The organism is Herbiconiux moechotypicola, assembly GCF_024979255.1.
Classification (GTDB): domain Bacteria; phylum Actinomycetota; class Actinomycetes; order Actinomycetales; family Microbacteriaceae; genus Herbiconiux; species Herbiconiux moechotypicola.
Window position 1 is genome coordinate 237895 of record NZ_JANLCN010000001.1, and the last position, 19211, is coordinate 257105.

Consider the following 19211-nt stretch of genomic DNA (forward strand, 5'->3'; position numbering starts at 1 on the left):
TTCCGACACATTAGGTGCAAAAGCATGCGTGTGAAGCGCTCTGGTTGCCATGGCATGGGGCAGGTAGGCATGAAGGGTGAGTTCCACCCCGTCCGACGCCGCGCGCCTGCTGGGATCCCGCATCCGTGACGAGCGTCAGCGGGTGGCGATCAATCAGATGGAGCTCGCCGAACTCGCGGGCCTGCACTTCACCAACCTCGGCAAGATCGAGCGCGGCCAGGCCAATCCCTCGCTGCACACGATCCTCCGGATCGCGGGGGCGCTCAACATGAACCCGGCCACTCTGCTCGACGGCATGACGGCCGACATGCTGCCCGATCGCCCCCACAAGGTCACCGTGGCCGACCTCATCCGCGCGCGGGAACAGGGCACGGTCGACCCCGACCGCGCCTGAGCACGCCGCCCGCGGCGTCAGAAGCTCACCCGCCAGAGGAACTCGTCGTCGTCGGGCCTGAACCAGCGCACGACGAGCACCGTCGACACCGGCAGGTTCTCGGCGCGGATGCGGAGCCGAACGAGCTGGCCGGGTGCCAGGAGGAGGGGCGGGGTCGCCCGCATGACGCCCGCGCCGAGCAGGCTGAAGGAGAGGCCGCGTACCACCTCGTCGCCGGTGTTGACGAGGGCGTAGCTGCGCGGTGCATCGGTGCGGTCGAACCGGAAGGGGACGCGGTAGGCCAGAGGGCGGGAGACGATGGGGAGCGGTGTGGTGAGTGCCATGGGGGTATTGCAGACGGGACCACCGACGGTGGGGGCCTGAATTCGGCTGCCGGGGAAAAGCTGTGGAGAACGTGTCGGGATCAGCCGGCTGTGGCGGAGGAGTAGAGCTCGAGCGCTTCGTCGATCGGGCCATCGAAGACGAGCCTCCCTCCCTCCAGATACAGGCCCCGGCTGCAGAACCGCCGGAGGTCGCGCTCGTTGTGCGAGACGAAGAAGAGGGTGCGCCCGCCGGCGAGCAGCTCCTCGATGCGGGCGTAGCACTTCTCACGGAATCCCTTGTCGCCCACGGCGAGCACCTCGTCGACGAGGATGATGGGCTCCTCGAGCTGCGCGATCACCGAGAAGGCGATCCTCACGCGCATCCCGCTCGAGAGGTGCTTGTACGGGGTGTCGAGGAAGTCGCCGATCTCGGCGAAGTCGATGATGTCGCCGAAGCGCGCATCCACCTCGCGCTTGGTCATGCCGTGCAGCCCCGCCGTGAGGTAGACGTTCTCGCGCACCGACAGGTCGTCGACGAATCCGCCGGTGATCTCGATGAGCGGCGCGACGCCGCGGTGCACCCCCACGCGACCCTCGTCGGGCAGCACCACCTCGGCCACGAGCTTGAGCAGGGTGGACTTGCCCTGCCCGTTGCGGCCGATCACCCCGATCGCCTCGCCGGCCTGCACCCGGAAGCTCACGTCGCGCAGCGCCCAGAACTCGCCCGGGCGCGACCTGCGCCGTGCGCCGGCGAACAGGTCCTTGAAACTGCGGCGGGCACGGCGGTTGCGCTTGAACCGGATGCCGACGCCGTCGACCTCGATCACCGACTCGCCCATCAGATCTCCTTCAGCACCGAGCGCTCCGACGCCCGGAACACGACCAGCCCCACGGCGAGCAGGGCGAAGGACATGGCCGCCCCGACGGCCACCTGGTACCAGTCGAGCTGGTCGGGGAAGAATCCGGCCCGGTAGAGCGCGAAGATGCCGCTGAGGGGGTTGAACGCCGCCCACGGCTCGAGCGCGTCGGGAAGGTCGTGGGTGCCGTAGATGATGGGCGAGGCGTAGAAGAGGAAGCGCAGCGCGAGCTTCACGGCGCGCTCGAGGTCTCTGAAGAACACCACCAGCGGGGCCACGATCAGGGCGACCCCCGCGGTGAGCACGGCCTGCAGCAGCACCGCCAGCGGGAAGAACACGAGGTCGGGATTGACGGCGGCGCCGGCGACGATCGCGAACACCCCCAGAACCGGGATGCTCGCGAGGAACTCGATGCCCTTCGAGAGCACGAGGCGATTGACCCAGATCGTGCGCGGGATCTTGGTGGAGCGGATGAGCTTGGCCTCGCGCAGGAAGGCGCGCGTGGAGTCGGAGACGGCACCGTTGAACCACATCCACGGCAGCAGCGCCGAGAGGAGGAACACGATGTAGGGCTCCGTGCCGACCGGGCGGTGGAAGACCTGGGTGAACACGAACCAGTAGATGCCGGCCATGACCAGCGGGTCGAGGATCGACCACACGTAGCCGAGGGCCGAGGTGGAGTACCGCACCCGGAGGTCTCGCTGGGTGAGCAGCCAGAGGGAATGGCGATATCGAGCCCACCCGTTCCGCCGCAGCCGCGACGTCTCGGTTGCTGCGCTCACCTGTTACCTGCCTCGTGCCCTCGGGTCGAGGCCGAGTCTAACCGGATGTGTTCAGACGAACAGGTTGGCGCGCTCGAGGTCTTCGGCGAAGTCGACCTCGACGGCGTAGAGGTCGGAGATGTCGACCGGCTCGACGAGCACGCCGTCGCGGGCGATGGCGAGCTCGAGGCCGCGCTCGAAGTAGTCCTGGTCGTCGACCCGCTGCAGGTGGCGCACGAAGGCCGCCTTGTCGCGCGAGGAGATGTAGTTGATGCCCACGGCCTCACCGAGGCCGCCCACCACGGTCTTGGAGAGCTCGTCGATGTAGCCCTCGGCGGTGGTGGTGTACTTCACCTCTTCATCGCTCACCTTGGCGGTGTTGACGGTGACGAAGGACTGGTCGCGCGCGATGAAGGGGAGCGCGCGATCGAGCACGGCGGGGTCGAAGACGACGTCGCCGTTCATCCAGAGCACGCCACCCGCGGTGGACGCCTGGAGGGCTCGCAGGAGGCTCTTCGAGGTGTTCGTCTGGTCGTACTCCTCGTTGTAGACGAAGGACGACTCGGGGAACGCCTCGATGATGTGCTCGAGCTTGTAGCCCACGACGATGGTGACCTTCGCGTCGCCGCCGAAGGTGTGACGGATGTTGTCGAACTGCTGACCCATGATGGTGCGGCCGTCGGAGAGCGGGGTGAGCGGCTTCGGCAGCGATCGGCCGAGGCGGCTGCCCATGCCCGCGGCGAGGATGACGACCTGGGTGGTCACGATGAGCTCCTTAAACAATTCGTTCACGCGAGTGAACAGTCGATGAACAGTGTATCCGGAGCGGATTTTCCGGCAAGGGAGGTGGCGTGTATCGTTTCTCTTTCGTGATGCGTCAGGGGGCGGGTCCACGGCCGGGCGGGTGGCCGATGCGGTGCACCTGAGGGATTGATAGGTTGGTGCGGTGAGCTCAGAGCCAGACACTCCAGACGCCGGGGGAGCTCGGTCTGGTGCTCCGCGCACGCCTCGCCGGGCACCCGCGAAGACCGCGGCGAAGTCGGCCGCACGCCCTGCCGCCTCCGCAGCATCCGCCGCCGCCTCGATCGAGTCCCCCGACGGCGAGCCGACGCCCGCGCGCACTCCTGCACCCAAGCGTCCCGCCAGCCCGCGCAAGCCCGCCCAGCGACCCTCCGCTCCCCGCACCGCCGCGGCGAAGGAGGCGAAGGAACCGGCCGCACCCCGCACGCCGCGCACCCCCCGCACGCCGGCGCGCCCCCGCACGGCTCCCGCACCGCCCCCGTCGGTGGTGCGCGACCTCGATCCCGACGACATCGTGCTCGAGATCTCGGGCCTGCTCAAGCGCTTCGGCAGCACCACCGCGGTCGCCGGCATCGACCTGCGGGTGCCCCGCGGCTCCTTCTACGGCATCGTGGGCCCGAACGGCGCGGGCAAGACGACCACGCTCTCGATGGCCACGGGGCTTCTCCGGCCCGACGGCGGGAGCATCTCGGTGCTCGGCCACGACGTCTGGCGCGATCCCGCCGGCGCCAAGCGGCTCATCGGAGTGCTGCCCGACAGGCTCCGCCTGTTCGACCGCCTCACCGGCCGGCAGCTGCTGCACTACGCGGGCACCCTCCGCGGCCTCGACGCCACGGCGGTCGCCCAGCGCAGCGACGACCTCGCGGCGGCCTTCGGCCTCGGCGACGCCCTGGGGCGCCTCGTCTCCGACTACTCGGCGGGCATGACCAAGAAGATCGCCCTGGCCAGCGCGATGATCCACTCGCCACGGCTGCTGGTGCTCGACGAGCCCTTCGAGTCGGTCGATCCCGTGTCGGCGCAGAACGTGGTCGAGATCCTCGAGCGCTACGTCGCGGCCGGCGGCACCGTGGTGCTCTCCAGCCACAGCATGGACATGATCCAGCGGGTCTGCGATCGCGTGGCCATCATCGTCGAGGGCGCCGTGCCCGCCCAGGGTACCGTCGACGAGGTGCGCGAGGGCGGCACGCTGGAGCAGCGATTCCTCTCGCTCACGGGCGAGCACCGGAACGCGGAGGGGCTGGAATGGCTTCTGAGTTCCTCCGACTGAGACTCAGGCAGTTCGCGAACGCCGGGCAGCTCGGCACACCACAGCTTGTGCGGGTCATCATCGGCGTGGTCTACGCCGCCGCGATGACGGTGCTCCTCGTGCTGGTGCTGATCGGCTTGCGCGATGCGCAGCCCGACACGGCCCGCACCGCGGTGGTGCTGGGCGGCTCGGTGGTTCTGCTCGGCTTCTTCGTGGTGCCGCTGCTGTTCCCCGTGAGCGACCGGATGGATCCCCGCGCGTTCTCGCTGTTCGGCTTCACCCCCGAGACCGTCGCGCGCGGTCTGCTGGCCGCATCCTTCCTCAGCGTCCCGGCGATCGCCGTGACAATCGTCGGACTGGCCACGGTCGTGACCTGGTCGGCCACGGTGGGCACGGCGCTGCTGGCCGTCGTCGGCGCGGCGATCGGTGTGGTCACCTGCGTGCTGGCGGGCAGGGTCTCGCTGTCGATCTCGGCGTTCGCCCTCGCCACCCGCCGCGCGCGCGAGGCCGGCGTGGTGGTGGGCGTGCTGGCGCTCGTGGTGCTCGTGCCCGGCCTGGTGCTCCTCGTGCTCGGCGGCGGAACGGAGGCCGGAGGGGCGCTCGGCGCCCTCGAGTCAGTGCTCGGCTGGACACCTCTCGGGGCGGCCTGGGCCGTGGCGGCCGACGCGGCGAACGGGCAGTGGGTGCTCGCCGTGCTGAAGCTGCTCATCGCGGGCGCCACCCTGGCGCTGCTCTGGCTCGGCTGGAAGGGGCTCGTGGCGCTCATGGCCGTCACGCCCTCGCAGGAGGAGTCCGTGCGCGAGCACTCCGGTCTCGGCTGGTTCGCGCGCACCCCCTCGACCCCCACCGGTGCGGTCGCCGCCCGAGTGCTCACGTACTGGGCGCGCGATCCCCGCTACTACGCCCAGCTGGTGATCGTGCCCGTCGTGCCCGTGATCGCCATCCTCGTCTTCCTGTTCGTGGGCATCCCGGTCGAGTACACGGCGCTGCTCCCCGTGCCCGTGATGTGCGTGTTCCTGGGCTGGGTCGTGCACAACGACGTCGCCTTCGACAACACCGCCATCTGGCTCCACGTCGCCTCCGGCCGGCTCGGCCTCGCCGACCGCATCGGCCGTACCGTGCCGGTCGTGCTCATCGCCATACCGCTCATCGGCATCGGCTCCTTCCTCAGTGTGCTCTTCGCCGACCAACTGTCGGCCCTGCCCGCGGTGCTGGGGGCGAGCACCTGTCTCGTGCTCACGGGCATCGGCATCGGCAGCGTGTTCTCGGCACGGTTCCCCTACGCCGCCACCCGCCCGGGCGATGGCGCGTTCACCCAGCCGCAGTCGCCGGGGGCGACCTGGGCGCTGGCTCCCGGTTTCTCGCTGCTCGGCACCGTGCTGCTCTCGACGCCCTCGATCGTGTTCGGCGTGCTGGGCGTGTTCGCCGACCCCGAGTACGCCTGGGTCTCGCTCTGGACCGGTGTAGGCGTGGGGGTCGTGGTGGCCATGGTCGGCATCGTCTGGGGCGCGCGCATCTTCGACCGACGAGGACCTGAGCTGCTCGCGGCCGCCCAGCGTTCCTGACGACGCAGCGCTCCTGACGACCCTGCGCTCCTGACGATCTAGAATCGTCGCATGGTCCACTCCGCGTTCTCCCGCGTCTCCGAGCCCGGCGGTCTGCCCGACGGCGGCGGAGGCACCACCACGCTCGATCGCGAGCTCGAAGAGCTGCTCAACACCGAGAACATCGACCCGGGCGACCACGAGCGCTTCTCGCACTACGTCGAGAAGGACAAGATCCTCGAGTCGGCGCTCACGGGCAAGCCGGTGAAGGCGCTCTGTGGCAAGAAGTGGACTCCGGGGCGCGACCCGGAGAAGTTCCCGATCTGCCCCACCTGCAAAGAGATCTACGAGCGCCTGCTCGACGAGTAGCGCCGGGCGGGGCGGCCGCGTTCAGAGCTGCCGGAGCTCGGTGCGCACCGCCGGGTCGCCGGCGGCCAGCCGGAACGCCTGATCGGGCAGCTCGGCCAGCACCTGGGTGTGGTGTCGTCTGGCCGCTTGCACACCCGCGACACCGAGCATCCGCTGCTCGGCCTCGCCGTCGACCATGAGCGGTACGACGAGATCGCGCCCGCCTGCCGCCGGGGCCGCCGCGCCGGATGCGTCGTCGGATCCACCCACATACACCGCCTCCAGTGCGGCTCGCCCGTCGGCTCCGAACAGGCGCACCGGATGCTTGCGGCCGCCGTGGGTGGCCTTCGATGCCGACCGCTTCGCTACCGGCACCATGCTGCCGTCGGGTCCCTCGCGCGACACCAGCTTGTAGACCATCCCCGATGCCGGATGCCCCGACCCGGTGACGAGCGAGGTGCCCACCCCGTACGAGTCCACCGGTGCCGCGGCGAGAGCGGCGATCGCGTACTCGTCGAGGTCGTTGGTGACGGTGATGCGGGTGCCGCTGTTGCCGAGCTCGTCGAGCCGGCGGCGCACGGAGGCGACGAGGGTGAGCAGGTCGCCGGAATCCAGCCGCACCGCCCCCAGGCCGGGCCCGGCCACCCGCACCGCCGTCTCGACGCCGCGAGCGACGTCGTAGGTGTCGACCAGCAGCGTGGTGCTCGCGCCGAGGGCCTCGACCTGGGCGCGGAAGGCCTCCTCCTCGGAGTCGTGCAGCATCGTGAAGGCGTGCGCGGCCGTGCCCATCGTGGGCACGCCCCAGCTGCGGCCGGCCTCGAGGTTCGAGGTCGCACCGAAGCCCACGATGTAGGCCGCCCGGGCCGCCGCGACTGCGGAGCGCTCGCCCGTGCGCCGCGACCCCATCTCGGCCAGCGGCCTTCCACGGGCCGCGGACACCATGCGGCTCGCCGCCCCCGCGACCGCCGAGTCGTAGTTGAGCACGCTCAGCACGAGGGTCTCCAGCAGCACGCCCTCGGCGAAGCCGCTCTCCACGGTGAGGATGGGGGAGTCGGGGAAGTACAGCTCGCCCTCGTGGTAGCCCCGGATGGTGCCCGTGAAGCGGTAGTCGGCGAGCCAGTCGAGGGTGCGCGACGACACCACGGCGTTCTCGGCGAGCCAGGCGAGTTCGGCGTCTCCGAACCGGAACCGCGAGACCAGCTCCAGCAGGCGACCGGTTCCGGCCACCACTCCGTAGCGGCGACCCGCGGGCAGGGAACGGGCGAACACCTCGAACACGCTCGCGCGCCCGGCGGTGCCCGAGCGCAGGGCCGCGTCGACCATGGTGAGCTCGTAGCGGTCGGTGAGCAATGCCGTCGATGCGTCCACAGTGAGAGCTTACGAGTCGGGCTAGGCTGTCGTGTTGTGAGTGACGCACCGATCGGTATCTTCGACTCCGGTGTGGGCGGTCTCTCCGTGGCCCGGTCGGTGCGCGATCAGCTGCCCCGCGAGTCGATCCTCTACGTGGGAGACACCGCGCACTCGCCCTACGGCCCCAAGCCCCTCGCCGACGTGCGCCGCTACGCCCTCCAGGTGCTCGACGACCTCGTGGAGCAGGACGTGAAGCTCCTCGTCATCGCCTGCAACACGGCCTCGGCGGCGATGCTGCGGGATGCGCGTGAGCGTTACAGCGTGCCGGTGGTCGAGGTCATCCAGCCGGCCGTGCGCACGGCGGTCTCGGTCACCCGCAACAACCGCGTCGGTGTGATCGGCACCACGGCCACCATCACCTCCCGTGCCTACGACGACGCGTTCGCCGCCGCTCCCCACCTCGAGCTGTTCACCCAGGCCTGCCCCGAGTTCGTGAGCTTCGTGGAGGCGGGCGACACCACGAGCGACGACCTCGTCTCGACGGCCGAGCGCTATCTGCGGCCGCTGGTCGAGCAGGGCATCGACACCCTGGTGCTCGGATGCACCCACTACCCCTTTCTGAAGGGCGCCATCTCGTACGTGGTCGGCGACGGGGTGCGGCTGGTCTCCAGCGACACCGAGACCGCCAACGACGTGTACCGCACCCTGGTGAGCGCCGGCATCCAGCGCACCTCTCCCGGTCGCCCGAGCTACCGCTACGAGGCCACGGGTCAGAGCGCGGAGGAGTTCATCCGGCTCGCCGACCAGCTGCTGGGCCCCGAGGTCACCGCGGTCGAGCTGGTGGAGACCGGCGCGATCACTCTGCCCGGCCGAGTTCCGCGCATCCGGCCCACCGGCCACACCGCCACCCGCACCGGCGCCGCCGGTGACACCACCACCCAGGAGACGTCATGACCGATGCCACCACCCCCGCGATCGTGCGCAAAGACGGCCGCGCCGTCGACCAGCTGCGGCCCGTGACGATCGAGCGCGGCTGGAGCGACCAGGCGGAGGGCTCGGCCCTCATCTCGTTCGGCAAGACCCGGGTGCTCTGCACCGCGTCGTTCACGAACGGCGTGCCGCGCTGGAAGACCGGCAGCGGCAAGGGCTGGGTGACCGCCGAGTACGCCATGCTGCCGCGTTCCACCAACGACCGGATGGACCGCGAGTCGGTCAAGGGCCGCATCGGCGGCCGCACGCACGAGATCTCGCGCCTGATCGGTCGTTCGCTCCGGGCTGTGGTCGACATGAAAGCCCTCGGCGAGAACACGATCGTGATCGACTGCGACGTGCTGCAGGCCGACGGCGGCACCCGCACCGCGGCCATCACGGGAGCCTACGTCGCGCTCGCCGACGCGCTCGAGTGGGCCCGCGGCAAGAAGTTCATCGGCCAGAAGTCGCAGCCGCTCATCGACTCCGTCTCGGCCGTGTCGGTGGGCATCATCGACGGCGAGCCGATGCTCGACCTCGCCTACGTCGAGGACGTGCGGGCCGAGACCGACATGAACGTCGTGGTGACCGGCCGCGGCCTCTTCGTCGAGGTGCAGGGCACGGCCGAGGGCGCCCCGTTCGACCGCCGCGAACTCGACTCGCTGCTCGACCTCGCGGTGGGAGGCGCCGCCGAGCTGGCCGCGCTGCAGCGGTCGGCGCTCGACGCGGTCGCGGGCGCCTGACGTGCGCGTCGTTCTCGCGACCCACAACGCCCACAAGGTCGAGGAGTTCCAGGGCATCCTCGGCGCCGAGCTGCCCGAGCTCGAGATCGTCGCCTACGACGGCCCCGAGCCGGTCGAAGACGGCACGAGCTTCGACGAGAACGCGCTCATCAAGGCCAGGGCCGCCGCCGCCCACACCGGCCTGCCCGCGCTCGCCGACGACTCGGGCATCTGCGTCGACGTGCTGGGCGGGGCTCCCGGCATCTTCTCGGCCCGCTGGGCCGGACACGGCCGCGGCGGCGAGGCGAACCTCGAGCTGCTGCTCGACCAGCTCGCCGACATCGCCGATCCGCACCGCCGCGCCCACTTCACCTGCCGCATCGCCCTGGTGGTGCCCGCCACCGGTGTCGAGCGCGTGGTGGGCGGCGAGTGGCCGGGACGCCTGGCGGCACGGGCCCACGGCGGGGGAGGGTTCGGCTACGACCCGATCTTCGTGCCCGAGGGCCTCGAGGTGACCGCCGCCGAGCTGACGGCGGCGGAGAAGAACGCGATCAGCCATCGCGCCAGGGCCTTCCGCGAGGCCATCCCGGTGTTGAGAACGAACCTCATTCCCGACTAGCGCGAACGGTGGCGGCGCGCTCCGCGGGGCGGTTACCGTGGTGGTGATGACCGAGCACGACGATCCCCACGGCCACGAGCACGACGCCCGCGGCTGCGGTCCGGCGCGCGCGTCCGCGCATCCCGGCAGCCCCGCGCATCCCGGCACCCCCGCGCCGGCATCCGCCGAGGCGACGACCGGGCACGGGCACTCCGGCCACGATCACGGCGCGGGCGCGAACCGCACCCGCCTCGCCATCGCCATCGCCATCGTGGCCACCGTGCTGGTGGTCGAGACGGTGGGTGCGTTCGTCTCGGGTTCGCTCTCGTTGTTCGCCGACGCGGGTCACATGCTCTCCGACCTCATCGGGCTCATCATCGCCCTGGTCGCCACCGTGGTCGCCGCCCGGCCCGCCAACGCCCGCCACAGCTACGGCTACCAGCGCGCCGAGGTTTTCGGGGCGCTGGCCAACGGCATCATCCTCGTGGGCGTGGCCGCGTTCGTCACGATCGAGGCCGTCGGCCGGCTGTTCAGCTCCGAGGCGGCGGAGGTGGAGGCTCCCCTCATGCTGGGCGTGGCCGTCATCGGCCTGGTGGCCAACTTCGTCTCGCTGCTCATCCTGCGCGGCGGGGCGAAGAGCTCGCTCAACATGCGCGGCGCCTATCTCGAGGTGCTCGGCGACCTGCTCGGGTCGGTCGCCGTCATCGCGGCGGCCGCGGTCATCCTGCTCACCGGCTTCGAGAAGGCCGACGCGGTGGCCTCGCTCGCCATCGCCGCGATGATCGTGCCGCGCGCCGTGTCACTGCTGCGCGACGTGGCGGCCGTGCTGGGTCAGACGACGCCCGCCTCGCTCGACGTGGAGGGCATCCGTCACCACATGCTCGCCGAGCCGGGCGTCGTGGCCGTGCACGACGTGCACGTGTGGGCCATCACCTCGGGGCGCTATGTGTTCTCGGCGCACGTGGTGGTGGAGCCCGCCGTGTTCGAGCGGGGCGAGACGGGGCCGCTGCTCGATGCGCTGGGCGCATGCCTCTCGGAGCACTTCGACGTGGAGCACTCCACGTTCCAGATCGAGCCCGCCGAGCACGCCAGGCACGAGGCCGACGCGCACGACTGAGCGCGGCGCGGCCGGGTCGACGGATGCGCGCCGAGGCCTAGAACTTGGGGTTCGTGTCGAGGTCGTTGCCGAACACCTCGGGCTCGAGAGTGAGCTTCTCGGCGGCGCCGGTGATCTCGATCTCTTCGGCGACGGCCGCTGCGGCGTTCTTCTTGGCCTTGCTGCGCTCGCGCAGGTAGTGGAAGACGGTCGGGATGACCGTGAGCACGACCACGGCGATGAGCACGACGTCGAGGTACTTCTCGGCGAACTCCTTCACGATCGGGATCTGGCCGAGGCCGTAGCCGAGCAGCGTGATGCCCGATCCCCAGATGAGGGCGCCGATGGCGTTGTAGAGCGAGTAGCGCCGGTAGTTCATGTGCCCGACGCCCGCGGCGATCGGGGCGAAGGTGCGCACGATCGGTACGAAGCGGGCCAGGATGACGGCGAGGGCGCCGAAGCGCTCGAAGAACGCGTTGGTGCGCTCGACGTTGTGCACGCTGAACAGCCCCGACTCCTTGCGCTCGAAGATGCGCGGGCCGACCTTGTGCCCGATGAGATAGCCCACCTCACCGCCGAGGAAGGCGGCCAGCGAGATGGCCAGGCACACCCACCAGATGTCGATGCCGAACTTGCCGCCCACGGCGAGCACGCCGGTGAAGAACAGCAGCGTGTCGCCCGGCAGGAGGAAGCCGACCAGCAGCCCGGTCTCGGCGAACACGATCGCGCAGACCACGAGGAGCGCCACGGGCCCGAAGACCCCGCTCAGCAGGGTGTTGGGGTCGAGCCAGGGGATGAGTGCGGCGGGGGCTGCGGCGGCGATCACGTCTAGTCTCCAGTCGATCAGAAGGTGCGGGAGAAGGGACTTGAACCCTCACGCTCGAAAGCACAGGAACCTAAATCCTGCGTGTCTGCCAATTTCACCACTCCCGCCCAGGTGCTCTCCAGTGTAGGGGCAGGCTGCGCGGCGAATCCTCAGCCGCGGGGGCGGTGGGGCAGATAGCGCGGGATGTTGCGCCAGAGGATTCCCGCTCCGAGCGCCCCGACGACGCCCACCGCCGCGGTGGCGATCGGGAGTGAGGCGACGGCCACGATCGCGGCGACGCCGAGTGGGGCCAGCGCGGCCCCCGCGTCGGCGGTGAAGCGGAAGGCGCCGAGGAAGGGCGCGGGGTCGGGCCGCGGGGCGAGGTCGGCCGAGAGGGTCATGATGATGCCGCTCCCCACCCCGTTGGCCACCCCCATCGCCACCGCGATCACCACGAACCACTGCGCCGCGGCCGCGAGGTCGTGGGTGAACGAGAGCGTCACGAGGGCCGCGCTCATGCCGAGCATCGAGGGCACCACGCTCCACAGGCGTCCGAAGCGGTCCATGATCCAGCCGCTGGTATAGAACAGGGCGAAGTCGGCCGCGGCGCCGATGCCGATGACGAGCGCCGTGGTCTGCTCCGGCAACCCGATGCTCACCGCCCACAGGGGGAGAATGGCCACCCGGCTCGCCCGCAGCGCCGACACGACCCCGGCTCCGGTCCCCATCCGCAGCAGCACCCCGCGGTGGTGCCAGATGGTGCGGAACAGGCCCGACGACTCCTCGCGCACGAGCAACTCGCCCGCGTCGGGGCGGGGGAGCCGCTCGGTCGGGTCGCGGATCACCAGAAGCACGACGAGCACCGTGGTCGCGCACGCGAGGTGGATCCAGAACGCCGACTCCACGGTGCCGGTCAGAGCGATGAGACCGGCCCCGAGGAAGGGGCCGATGAACCAGCCCGCGCGGAAGGAACCGCCCAGCGTCGAGAGGGCGCGGGCCCGGATGCGCAACGGCACGAAGGTGGTCATGAACGCCTGGCGGGCCAGGGCGAAGGTGGCGGCCGAGAGGCCGAGCAGGAACACCGCCACCCCGAACATGGCCGCGCTCACGGCGACCATCGCCGTGGTGACCGCGGCCATCGACAGCAGTGCGGCGCCGATCATCGAGCGCCGCTCGCCGATGCGCGACACCAGCCAGCCGCTCGGGATGTCGCCGGCCAGCTGACCGACCACGATCATCGCCGCGATGAGGGCCGCGCCGGCGAGGTCGGCGCCGAGGGAGGCAGCGATCGCGGGAACGACCGGGATGACGGCTCCCTCTCCGATGCCGAACAACAGGGTCGGCAACAGGGCGGGGAGGGCGATCGCCCTGAACCGGAATCCGTCGTCTGCTGCCGTGGTCATCGTGAATAACTTTACCTCTGTTAACGATTGTGACGCGCGACCGTCGCCCGGTGCCGCGCGCCCGGCTCAACTAGACTGTTCCTCACGATGCTCGAACTAGACCTCAGCGACCAGATCTCCGCTCTCCGCACCACCTTCGACGACATCCGCACCGTCGTCGACGTCGACGCCCTCACCGCGGAGATCGCCCGGCTCAGTGAGGAGGCGGGCGCCCCCGATCTCTGGGACGACACGGCGAAGGCGCAGAAGGTCACGAGCGCCCTCAGTCACCGTCAGGGCGAGCTGGCACGCATCACGGGCATCCAGACCCGGCTCGACGACCTCGAGGTGCTCGTGGAGCTCGCCAACGAGGCCGGTGACGAAGACTCCGCCGAAGAGGCCAGGGCCGAGCTGGCGAGCATCCAGAAGGTGCTCGGCGACCTCGAGGTGCAGACGCTGCTCAACGGGGAGTTCGATCCCCGCCCTGCCGTCATCACGATCCGCGCGGGCGCGGGCGGTGTCGATGCGGCCGACTTCGCCGAGATGCTGTTGCGCATGTACCTGCGCTGGGCCGAGAAGCACGGCTACGCCTCGACGGTGATGGACACCAGTTACGCCGAGGAGGCCGGCATCAAGTCGGCCACCTTCGAGGTCGACGCCCCCTACGCCTTCGGCACGCTGAGCGTCGAGGCCGGCACCCACAGGCTCGTGCGCATGAGCCCCTTCGGCGCCGCGGGCAAGCGGCAGACCAGCTTCGCCGCCGTCGAGGTCATCCCGCTCATGGAGGAGACCGAGGCCATCGAGATCCCCGAGTCCGACATCCGCGTCGACGTCTTCCGATCCTCGGGCCCCGGTGGCCAGTCGGTCAATACCACCGACTCCGCCGTGCGCATCACGCACCTCCCCACCGGCACCGTGGTGTCGATGCAGAACGAGAAGTCGCAGATCCAGAACCGCGCCGCCGCCATGCGCGTGCTGCAGTCGCGTCTGCTCCTCATCCAGCGCGAGCAGGAGGCGGCCCAGAAGAAGGAGCTCGCCGGCACCATCACGGCCAGCTGGGGCGACCAGATGCGCAGCTACGTGCTCGCTCCGTACCAGATGGTGAAAGACCTGCGCACCGAGCACGAGGTGAACAACCCCTCCGCCGTGTTCGACGGCGATCTCGACGGCTTCATCGCGGCTGGAATCCGCTGGCGCAAGACCAAGCACGACGACTGAATCATGTGAATCCTATGAATCCGGGGCCCCGGTGAGTCGTGGCCGGGATTCGGGATGCGCCTGCTTAGAGTTCTCGCGAGATGATTCGCTTTGATCGAGTAACCAAGACCTACCGGGGAACGAAGAGGCCCGCGCTGAACGCGATCGACCTCGAGATCCTGCGCGGGGAGTTCGTCTTCCTGGTGGGGGCCTCCGGCTCCGGAAAGTCCAGCTTCCTCCGCCTCATCCTCAAGGAGGACAGGCCCACCAGCGGCAGCATCCACGTGCTGGGGCAAGACCTCGGAGCGATCTCCAACCGCAAGGTGCCCTACTTCCGCCGCAACCTCGGCGTCGTCTTCCAGGACTTCCGGCTGCTGCCCGGCAAGAACGTGTTCGACAACGTCGCGTTCACCCTGCAGGTGATCGGCAAGTCCCGCGGCTTCATCCAGGAGGCCGTTCCCGACGTGCTGCAGATGGTGGGGCTCGCCGAGAAGGCGAACCGCCTCCCGCACGAGCTCTCCGGCGGTGAGCAGCAGCGTGTGGCGATCGCCCGCGCGGTGGTGAACAAGCCGGCCATCCTACTCGCCGACGAGCCGACCGGAAACCTCGACCCCTCCACCAGCGCGGGGATCATGACGGTGCTCGAGCGCATCAACGCCGGGGGCACCACCGTGGTCATGGCCACGCACGACAACGCGATCGTCGACCACATGAAGCGCCGCGTGATCGAGCTCGTGACGGGCCAGATCGTGCGCGACGAGAGCCAGGGCGGCTACGGCATGACCGCCGAGATCGCGCTGCAGGACTCCGGGCTCACCGCCGAGATCGCGCTGTCGGAGGGCCTGCGCCCGCCGAGGCCCGAGCCGGTGCTCGTGCCGCCCGCGCCCGCCGCCCAGACCGCCACAGGGGCCGTGCCCGCGTCGGCGGCCGCGGCACCCGCCGGTGCCGTGCCGCCCATGCCCGTCACCCCCGCGCATCCCGACCCCCTCGACCCCGCGACAGAATCGCTCACCCTGGCCGAGAAGCTGGGGCTGCGGGCACCGGGTGCCGCCGGTCAGCAGGGCGACGACCAGAATGTGGGGCCGACGACGTGAGATTCGCACTGATCCTGGGCGAGGTTGGCACCGGCCTCCGCCGCAACGTGTCGATGGTGGTCTCCGTCGTGCTCGTGACCTTCATCTCGCTCACCTTCGTGGGCGCCGCGATCCTGCTGCAGATGCAGATCGGGCAGATGAAGAACTTCTGGTACGACAAGGCCCAGGTGGCCGTGTACATGTGCACCGCCACCTCGCTCGGGGCGACCTGCGAGGGCGGAGACGCCACGCAGGAGCAGATCGACGCCGTGCAGGCGCAGCTCGACTCGCCCACGCTGGCCCCGTTCATCCAGGAGTCGTACTTCGAGAACCACGAGCAGGCCTATGAGAACTTCCAGGAGCAGTTCGCCGGCAACGCCGTGGCCGACTACATCACCCCCGAGCTGCTGAACCAGACGTTCTGGGTGAACCTCGTCGACCCGAACCAGTCCGACGTGCTCGTGGAGAGCCTCTCGGGCATGGCCGGCGTGGAGAGCGTCACCGACCAGCGCTCCTACCTCGAGCAGATCTTCACCATCCTCAACATCGCGAGCTACACCGCCATCGGCATCGCGGCGGTGATGCTCGTGGCGGCGGTGCTGCTCATCGCCACCACCATCCGGCTCTCCGCCTTCTCGCGCCGGCGCGAGATCGGCATCATGAGACTCGTGGGGGCCTCGAACCGTTTCATTCAGACCCCGTTCGTGCTGGAAGGCATCCTGGCCGCGGTGATCGGCGCGGTGCTGGCCTCGGCGGCCATCCTGGCCCTGGTGCAGTTCGTCGTGCGCGACTGGCTCGCCGTCAGGCTCCAGTTCACCTCCTTCGTCACCTTCGACGACGCGCTCATCGTGGTGCCGATCCTCATCGTGGTCGGTGCCGTCCTGGCGGCGTTCTCGGCGAAGTTCGCCATCACCCGCTATCTGAAGGTCTAGACTGAACGGCTGCGCCTGCCTCGGAGGCGGCGCATCCGGTTCGGGGCGACCGCCCGGATCGTCTCGACCAGTCAGGGAGCAGTCATGCCACGCGAACGCGGACAGAACGTCGTCGCGACCAACCGCAAGGCACGTCACGACTACTCGATCGAAGACACCTACGAGGCCGGTCTCGTGCTGACCGGCACCGAGGTGAAGTCGCTGCGCGCCGGCCGTGCCTCGCTCGTCGACGGCTACGCCTTCATCGACGGGGGAGAGGCCTGGCTCGACGCCGTGCACATCCCCGAGTACAACCAGGGCACCTGGAACAACCACCCGCCGCGCCGCAAGCGCAAGCTGCTGCTGCACAAGGAGCAGATCCTCAAGATCCACAACAAGACCAAGGAGGGCGGCTACACGCTGGTGCCCCTCTCGCTCTACTTCAGCGACGGTCGCGCGAAGGTGGAGCTCGCCGTGGCCAAGGGCAAGCGCGAGTACGACAAGCGCCAGGCGCTCCGGGAGCGTCAGGACAAGCGCGAGGCCGACCGCGCCATGTCGAGCCGTAGGCACCTCGGCGAGTGAGCTGCGCGCCCCGGCCGGCGTTCGCGGTCGGCGTGGTCAGGCCGGGAGCCCGTGCTCCACGCCCGTGAGTCGCTCGACCTCCTGCCACAGGGCCAACGCCGTCTCGCGGTCGCGCGTGTAGGGCTTCGCCGCCACCACCGCCGGCCGGCCCTTCAGCTGCCGCCAGCCGTCAGGCCCCCAGTACTGGCCGCCCGCGGCATCCGGATGCGCGGCTGCCGCGACCAGGGGCCACGCGCCGTGGTCCTTGCCCTGGCCGATCAGGCTCAGCACCGAGCGGGTGAGCGCGTTGCCGGTCTTCGGGCGGGGCAGGATGCTGCGCGCGGGAGCGAGCTCGTCGACGGCCCAGCCGGGATGCGCGACGAGGCTCGACACGCGCGAGCCCGAGGCCCGGAGTCGACGGTCGAGTTCGAAGGCGTAGGTCATGACCGCGAGCTTCGACCGGCCATAGCTGCGGAACTCGCGGAAGCGCCCGCTCTCGCTCTGCAGGTCGCCGAGGTCGAGACGGAAGAACTCGTGGCTGATGCTGCCGAGGTGCACGATCCGTGCCGCGGGATGCTCCGAGAGCGCAGGCAGCAGCCCCGCGATGAGCGCGGCATGGCCGAGGAGGTTGGTGCCGATCATGGTCTCGACACCCGACGGGGTGACGGTGCGGCCGCCGGTGGAGAGGATGCCGGCGTTCGCGAGCAGGGAGTCGATGCGCGGCAGCCGGGAGAGAGCGTCGGCGGCGCGGGCGATCGAGATCGGGTCGGTGAGGTCGAGGTGGAGGAAGCGCGCCGACGCGCCCGGAACGTGCGATCGTACGGAGCGGAGCGCAGCCTCTCCCTTCTGGTCGGAGCGTGCGGCGATGACGACGGTGGCACCCGCGGCCGCGAGCTGTTCGGCTGCCCAGTAGCCGAGCCCGCCCGTGCCGCCTGTGACGACGTGCACCTGGTCTGAGAGGTCACCCACCGGCGAGACCGAGACGCGCCGGCTCACGAGCGCTCGGCGGTCGCGGTGAAGCGGGCGTGCACGGCGGCCTCGACCACGACCTCAGCCGGCCGAAGCTCGACGCCGCCCGGGCTGCCGCCGTGCTTCGCCATCGCGGACATCAGGCGTGGGGCGCCGTCGCCGCCCGCACCGGCCGCGTCGAGCAGCCCGGCGTCGGCGAGGGCGGTCGCCACGGGCTGCCGGAGCCCCAGCGCGTCGGCGTACTCACCCGCCTTGGCCACCGCATCCGCCACCGCACCCTTGCGCGCCTCCTGCCGTAGCGCGGCGTCGGAGTCGGGGGTGAGAGACCAGTCGACGCCCTCGACCGTGACGCCGTCGCGCGCCGCCACCACGTCGATCCACTCCGACAGCGCGCCGAAGTCGTCGAACTCGGCGTCGACCGCGACCGCGCTGTGGAACTCGACCGGCAGACGGGTTCCGTCGGGTGCCCAGGGGCGTTGCCCCCACACGCGGATGTCTTCGGAGTGCCATCGTCGCACCGGGCCCTCGCCGTCTCCGGCCGAAAGGCTCTCCAGCGACCCCGTCAACGACTCGTGGGCCGCCCTGGTGGCGGCGAGTACGCTGTCGCGGGTGTCGCCGTCGTAGCCCACGGCGATGCGCACGACCGCGCGTTCGGGATGGCGGTGCACGCGGTGGGTGCCGGCGACGGTGATGACGGTGGTGGAGGGATCGGACATGGCTCCCACGATAGTGGTGCTCGCTGGACAGCCGGTCACAGTCTGTCGTATGCTGGAGGGCTGCTTCGCGCAGTCGCCCGTTCGGGCGGCTCGCGCGGCGGCTCGGTGCCCACCATCAGGTGTGAGCCGATTGACAACTCCACAGCGTGCGACAGCGACCCACCACGGGGATGATCGGTTTCGACATCGCCTGCGAAACGACGAGAAGCGGGTCGAGGATGCGGGGTTATCTCGTTAACGCCCCTCGCAAACTATAAGTGCCAATTCCAACAGCACTGTTCCGGCCAAGAAGGCCGCCTTCGCCCTCGCGGCGTAAGGTCCCCTTCCCTAGCCACTAGGAACTGTCGGTCCGGGAATGCTCTCTACCCGGGTTCCGGCATCAGCTAGAGAGCTCGCTGCGTGATCGTGTCTCAGGGTCACGCGGGACTTCTTCTGTGACTGGGCCCGTCGACCTGGCTGCCTGTGGCAAAGGTCGGGGCCGAGCAGAACGCTCCACAGGATACGCCCGTAGAAGGCGTGGGATCACAGCGATGGACGGGGGTTCAATTCCCCCCATCTCCACCACCGGCCGCTGTCGCACGTTGTCGAGTTCCCCGGCGCTCACCGTCG

At 70.0% G+C, this 19211-nt stretch carries 21 protein-coding genes, 1 tRNA gene and 1 other RNA gene; 13 read left to right on the forward strand and 10 right to left on the reverse strand.

Translation table 11 applies throughout. From position 1 onward, the window contains the following. Positions 1 to 76 precede the first annotated feature (76 nt). Positions 77 to 394, forward strand: coding sequence for a helix-turn-helix domain-containing protein (locus tag N1031_RS01105; RefSeq protein WP_259477740.1), 318 nt, complete (start codon positions 77 to 79; stop codon positions 392 to 394). Positions 395 to 411: 17 nt separating this feature from the next. On the opposite strand, the gene N1031_RS01110 is transcribed toward N1031_RS01105, so the two are convergent. The 4 genes from N1031_RS01110 to N1031_RS01125 form a co-directional block, all read right to left on the reverse strand. Further along, a complete protein-coding gene (locus tag N1031_RS01110; RefSeq protein WP_259477741.1) occupies positions 412 to 717 on the reverse strand; it encodes a PilZ domain-containing protein in 306 nt (101 codons plus the stop codon). Positions 718 to 797: 80 nt separating this feature from the next. Then, a complete protein-coding gene (locus N1031_RS01115; RefSeq protein ID WP_259477742.1) occupies positions 798 to 1535 on the reverse strand; it encodes an ABC transporter ATP-binding protein in 738 nt (245 codons plus the stop codon). After that, positions 1535 to 2335 (reverse strand): ABC transporter permease, encoded by an 801-nt coding sequence (locus tag N1031_RS01120; RefSeq protein ID WP_259477743.1) that lies wholly within the window; start codon positions 2333 to 2335, stop codon positions 1535 to 1537. The genes N1031_RS01115 and N1031_RS01120 overlap by 1 nt, the downstream gene beginning before the upstream one ends. A 51-nt stretch (positions 2336 to 2386) precedes the next feature. Next, positions 2387 to 3079 (reverse strand): phosphocholine cytidylyltransferase family protein, encoded by a 693-nt coding sequence (locus N1031_RS01125; RefSeq protein ID WP_259477744.1) that lies wholly within the window; start codon positions 3077 to 3079, stop codon positions 2387 to 2389. Between the two features lie 181 nt (positions 3080 to 3260). On the opposite strand from N1031_RS01125, the gene N1031_RS01130 reads away from it, so the two are divergent. From N1031_RS01130 to N1031_RS01140, 3 genes are read left to right on the forward strand one after another with little or no spacing between them, the layout of a single operon-like run. Next, positions 3261 to 4382: an ABC transporter ATP-binding protein gene (locus tag N1031_RS01130; RefSeq protein WP_310795659.1), complete on the forward strand. Its 1122-nt coding sequence runs from the start codon at positions 3261 to 3263 to the stop codon at positions 4380 to 4382. Then, entirely contained in the window at positions 4358 to 5926 is a 1569-nt protein-coding gene (locus N1031_RS01135; protein WP_259477745.1) for a hypothetical protein, read from the forward strand. The genes N1031_RS01130 and N1031_RS01135 overlap by 25 nt, the downstream gene beginning before the upstream one ends. 51 nt (positions 5927 to 5977) lie before the next feature. Further along, a complete protein-coding gene (locus N1031_RS01140; protein WP_259477746.1) occupies positions 5978 to 6274 on the forward strand; it encodes a DUF3039 domain-containing protein in 297 nt (98 codons plus the stop codon). A gap of 21 nt (positions 6275 to 6295) precedes the next feature. Here the strand turns inward: N1031_RS01140 and N1031_RS01145 are convergent, their stop codons facing one another. After that, positions 6296 to 7621, reverse strand: a complete 1326-nt coding sequence (locus tag N1031_RS01145; RefSeq protein ID WP_259477747.1) for a nicotinate phosphoribosyltransferase — start codon at positions 7619 to 7621, stop codon at positions 6296 to 6298. Positions 7622 to 7657: 36 nt separating this feature from the next. On the opposite strand from N1031_RS01145, the gene murI reads away from it, so the two are divergent. The 4 genes from murI to N1031_RS01165 are packed head-to-tail and all read left to right on the forward strand — an operon-like array spanning position 7658 to position 11009. Beyond that, on the forward strand, positions 7658 to 8557 hold the full coding sequence (gene murI / locus N1031_RS01150) for a glutamate racemase (RefSeq protein ID WP_259477748.1): 900 nt from the start codon (positions 7658 to 7660) through the stop codon (positions 8555 to 8557). After that, the gene (gene rph / locus N1031_RS01155; RefSeq protein ID WP_259477749.1) at positions 8554 to 9315 is read left to right on the forward strand and encodes a ribonuclease PH; all 762 of its coding nucleotides are present in this window, start codon (positions 8554 to 8556) and stop codon (positions 9313 to 9315) included. The genes murI and rph overlap by 4 nt, the downstream gene beginning before the upstream one ends. Before the next feature lies 1 nt (position 9316). Then, positions 9317 to 9913 carry an RdgB/HAM1 family non-canonical purine NTP pyrophosphatase gene (rdgB, locus tag N1031_RS01160; RefSeq protein ID WP_259477750.1) on the forward strand — a complete coding sequence of 199 codons (597 nt, stop codon included), beginning with the start codon at positions 9317 to 9319 and terminating at the stop codon, positions 9911 to 9913. 46 nt (positions 9914 to 9959) lie between these two features. Next, entirely contained in the window at positions 9960 to 11009 is a 1050-nt protein-coding gene (locus tag N1031_RS01165; RefSeq protein ID WP_259477751.1) for a cation diffusion facilitator family transporter, read from the forward strand. A 37-nt stretch (positions 11010 to 11046) separates the two neighbouring features. On the opposite strand, the gene N1031_RS01170 is transcribed toward N1031_RS01165, so the two are convergent. The 3 genes from N1031_RS01170 to N1031_RS01180 form a co-directional block, all read right to left on the reverse strand. Continuing rightward, positions 11047 to 11814: a DedA family protein gene (locus N1031_RS01170; protein WP_259477752.1), complete on the reverse strand. Its 768-nt coding sequence runs from the start codon at positions 11812 to 11814 to the stop codon at positions 11047 to 11049. A 25-nt stretch (positions 11815 to 11839) separates the two neighbouring features. Further along, positions 11840 to 11921, reverse strand: a tRNA-Leu gene (locus tag N1031_RS01175). A 42-nt stretch (positions 11922 to 11963) separates the two neighbouring features. Continuing rightward, positions 11964 to 13196 carry an MFS transporter gene (locus N1031_RS01180; protein WP_259477753.1) on the reverse strand — a complete coding sequence of 411 codons (1233 nt, stop codon included), beginning with the start codon at positions 13194 to 13196 and terminating at the stop codon, positions 11964 to 11966. Between the two features lie 87 nt (positions 13197 to 13283). Between N1031_RS01180 and prfB the strand changes: the two genes are divergently transcribed. From prfB to smpB, 4 genes are all read left to right on the forward strand, one after another. Then, a complete protein-coding gene (gene prfB / locus N1031_RS01185; protein WP_259477754.1) occupies positions 13284 to 14393 on the forward strand; it encodes a peptide chain release factor 2 in 1110 nt (369 codons plus the stop codon). Positions 14394 to 14473: 80 nt separating this feature from the next. Next, positions 14474 to 15466 (forward strand): cell division ATP-binding protein FtsE, encoded by a 993-nt coding sequence (gene ftsE, locus N1031_RS01190; protein ID WP_259477755.1) that lies wholly within the window; start codon positions 14474 to 14476, stop codon positions 15464 to 15466. Then, the gene (gene ftsX, locus N1031_RS01195) at positions 15463 to 16377 is read left to right on the forward strand and encodes a permease-like cell division protein FtsX (protein ID WP_259477756.1); all 915 of its coding nucleotides are present in this window, start codon (positions 15463 to 15465) and stop codon (positions 16375 to 16377) included. Before ftsE ends, ftsX begins: the two co-directional genes overlap by 4 nt. A gap of 84 nt (positions 16378 to 16461) precedes the next feature. After that, positions 16462 to 16938, forward strand: a complete 477-nt coding sequence (gene smpB, locus N1031_RS01200) for an SsrA-binding protein SmpB (RefSeq protein ID WP_259477757.1) — start codon at positions 16462 to 16464, stop codon at positions 16936 to 16938. Positions 16939 to 16974: 36 nt separating this feature from the next. Here smpB and N1031_RS01205 read toward each other — a convergent pair whose 3' ends face one another. Further along, on the reverse strand, positions 16975 to 17913 hold the full coding sequence (locus N1031_RS01205; protein WP_259477758.1) for an SDR family NAD(P)-dependent oxidoreductase: 939 nt from the start codon (positions 17911 to 17913) through the stop codon (positions 16975 to 16977). Continuing rightward, positions 17910 to 18602, reverse strand: a complete 693-nt coding sequence (locus tag N1031_RS01210; RefSeq protein WP_259477759.1) for an SIMPL domain-containing protein — start codon at positions 18600 to 18602, stop codon at positions 17910 to 17912. The genes N1031_RS01205 and N1031_RS01210 overlap by 4 nt, the downstream gene beginning before the upstream one ends. A 166-nt stretch (positions 18603 to 18768) precedes the next feature. On the opposite strand from N1031_RS01210, the gene ssrA reads away from it, so the two are divergent. Then, positions 18769 to 19166, forward strand: a transfer-messenger RNA (tmRNA) gene (ssrA, locus tag N1031_RS01215). Positions 19167 to 19211: the final 45 nt, after the last annotated feature.

Excerpts from the sequence above, each read along its gene's own strand:
- N1031_RS01135 (WP_259477745.1), top strand. The coding sequence starts at position 4,358 with ATGGCTTCTGAGTTCCTCCGACTGAGACTCAGGCAGTTCGCGAACGCC.
- N1031_RS01210 (WP_259477759.1), bottom strand. The coding sequence starts at position 18,602 with ATGTCCGATCCCTCCACCACCGTCATCACCGTCGCCGGCACCCACCGC.
- ftsE (WP_259477755.1), top strand. The coding sequence starts at position 14,474 with ATGATTCGCTTTGATCGAGTAACCAAGACCTACCGGGGAACGAAGAGG.
- prfB (WP_259477754.1), top strand. The coding sequence starts at position 13,284 with ATGCTCGAACTAGACCTCAGCGACCAGATCTCCGCTCTCCGCACCACC.
- N1031_RS01140 (WP_259477746.1), top strand. The coding sequence starts at position 5,978 with ATGGTCCACTCCGCGTTCTCCCGCGTCTCCGAGCCCGGCGGTCTGCCC.
- smpB (WP_259477757.1), top strand. The coding sequence starts at position 16,462 with ATGCCACGCGAACGCGGACAGAACGTCGTCGCGACCAACCGCAAGGCA.
- N1031_RS01165 (WP_259477751.1), top strand. The coding sequence starts at position 9,960 with ATGACCGAGCACGACGATCCCCACGGCCACGAGCACGACGCCCGCGGC.
- N1031_RS01110 (WP_259477741.1), bottom strand. The coding sequence starts at position 717 with ATGGCACTCACCACACCGCTCCCCATCGTCTCCCGCCCTCTGGCCTAC.
- rph (WP_259477749.1), top strand. The coding sequence starts at position 8,554 with ATGACCGATGCCACCACCCCCGCGATCGTGCGCAAAGACGGCCGCGCC.
- N1031_RS01115 (WP_259477742.1), bottom strand. The coding sequence starts at position 1,535 with ATGGGCGAGTCGGTGATCGAGGTCGACGGCGTCGGCATCCGGTTCAAG.
- N1031_RS01180 (WP_259477753.1), bottom strand. The coding sequence starts at position 13,196 with ATGACCACGGCAGCAGACGACGGATTCCGGTTCAGGGCGATCGCCCTC.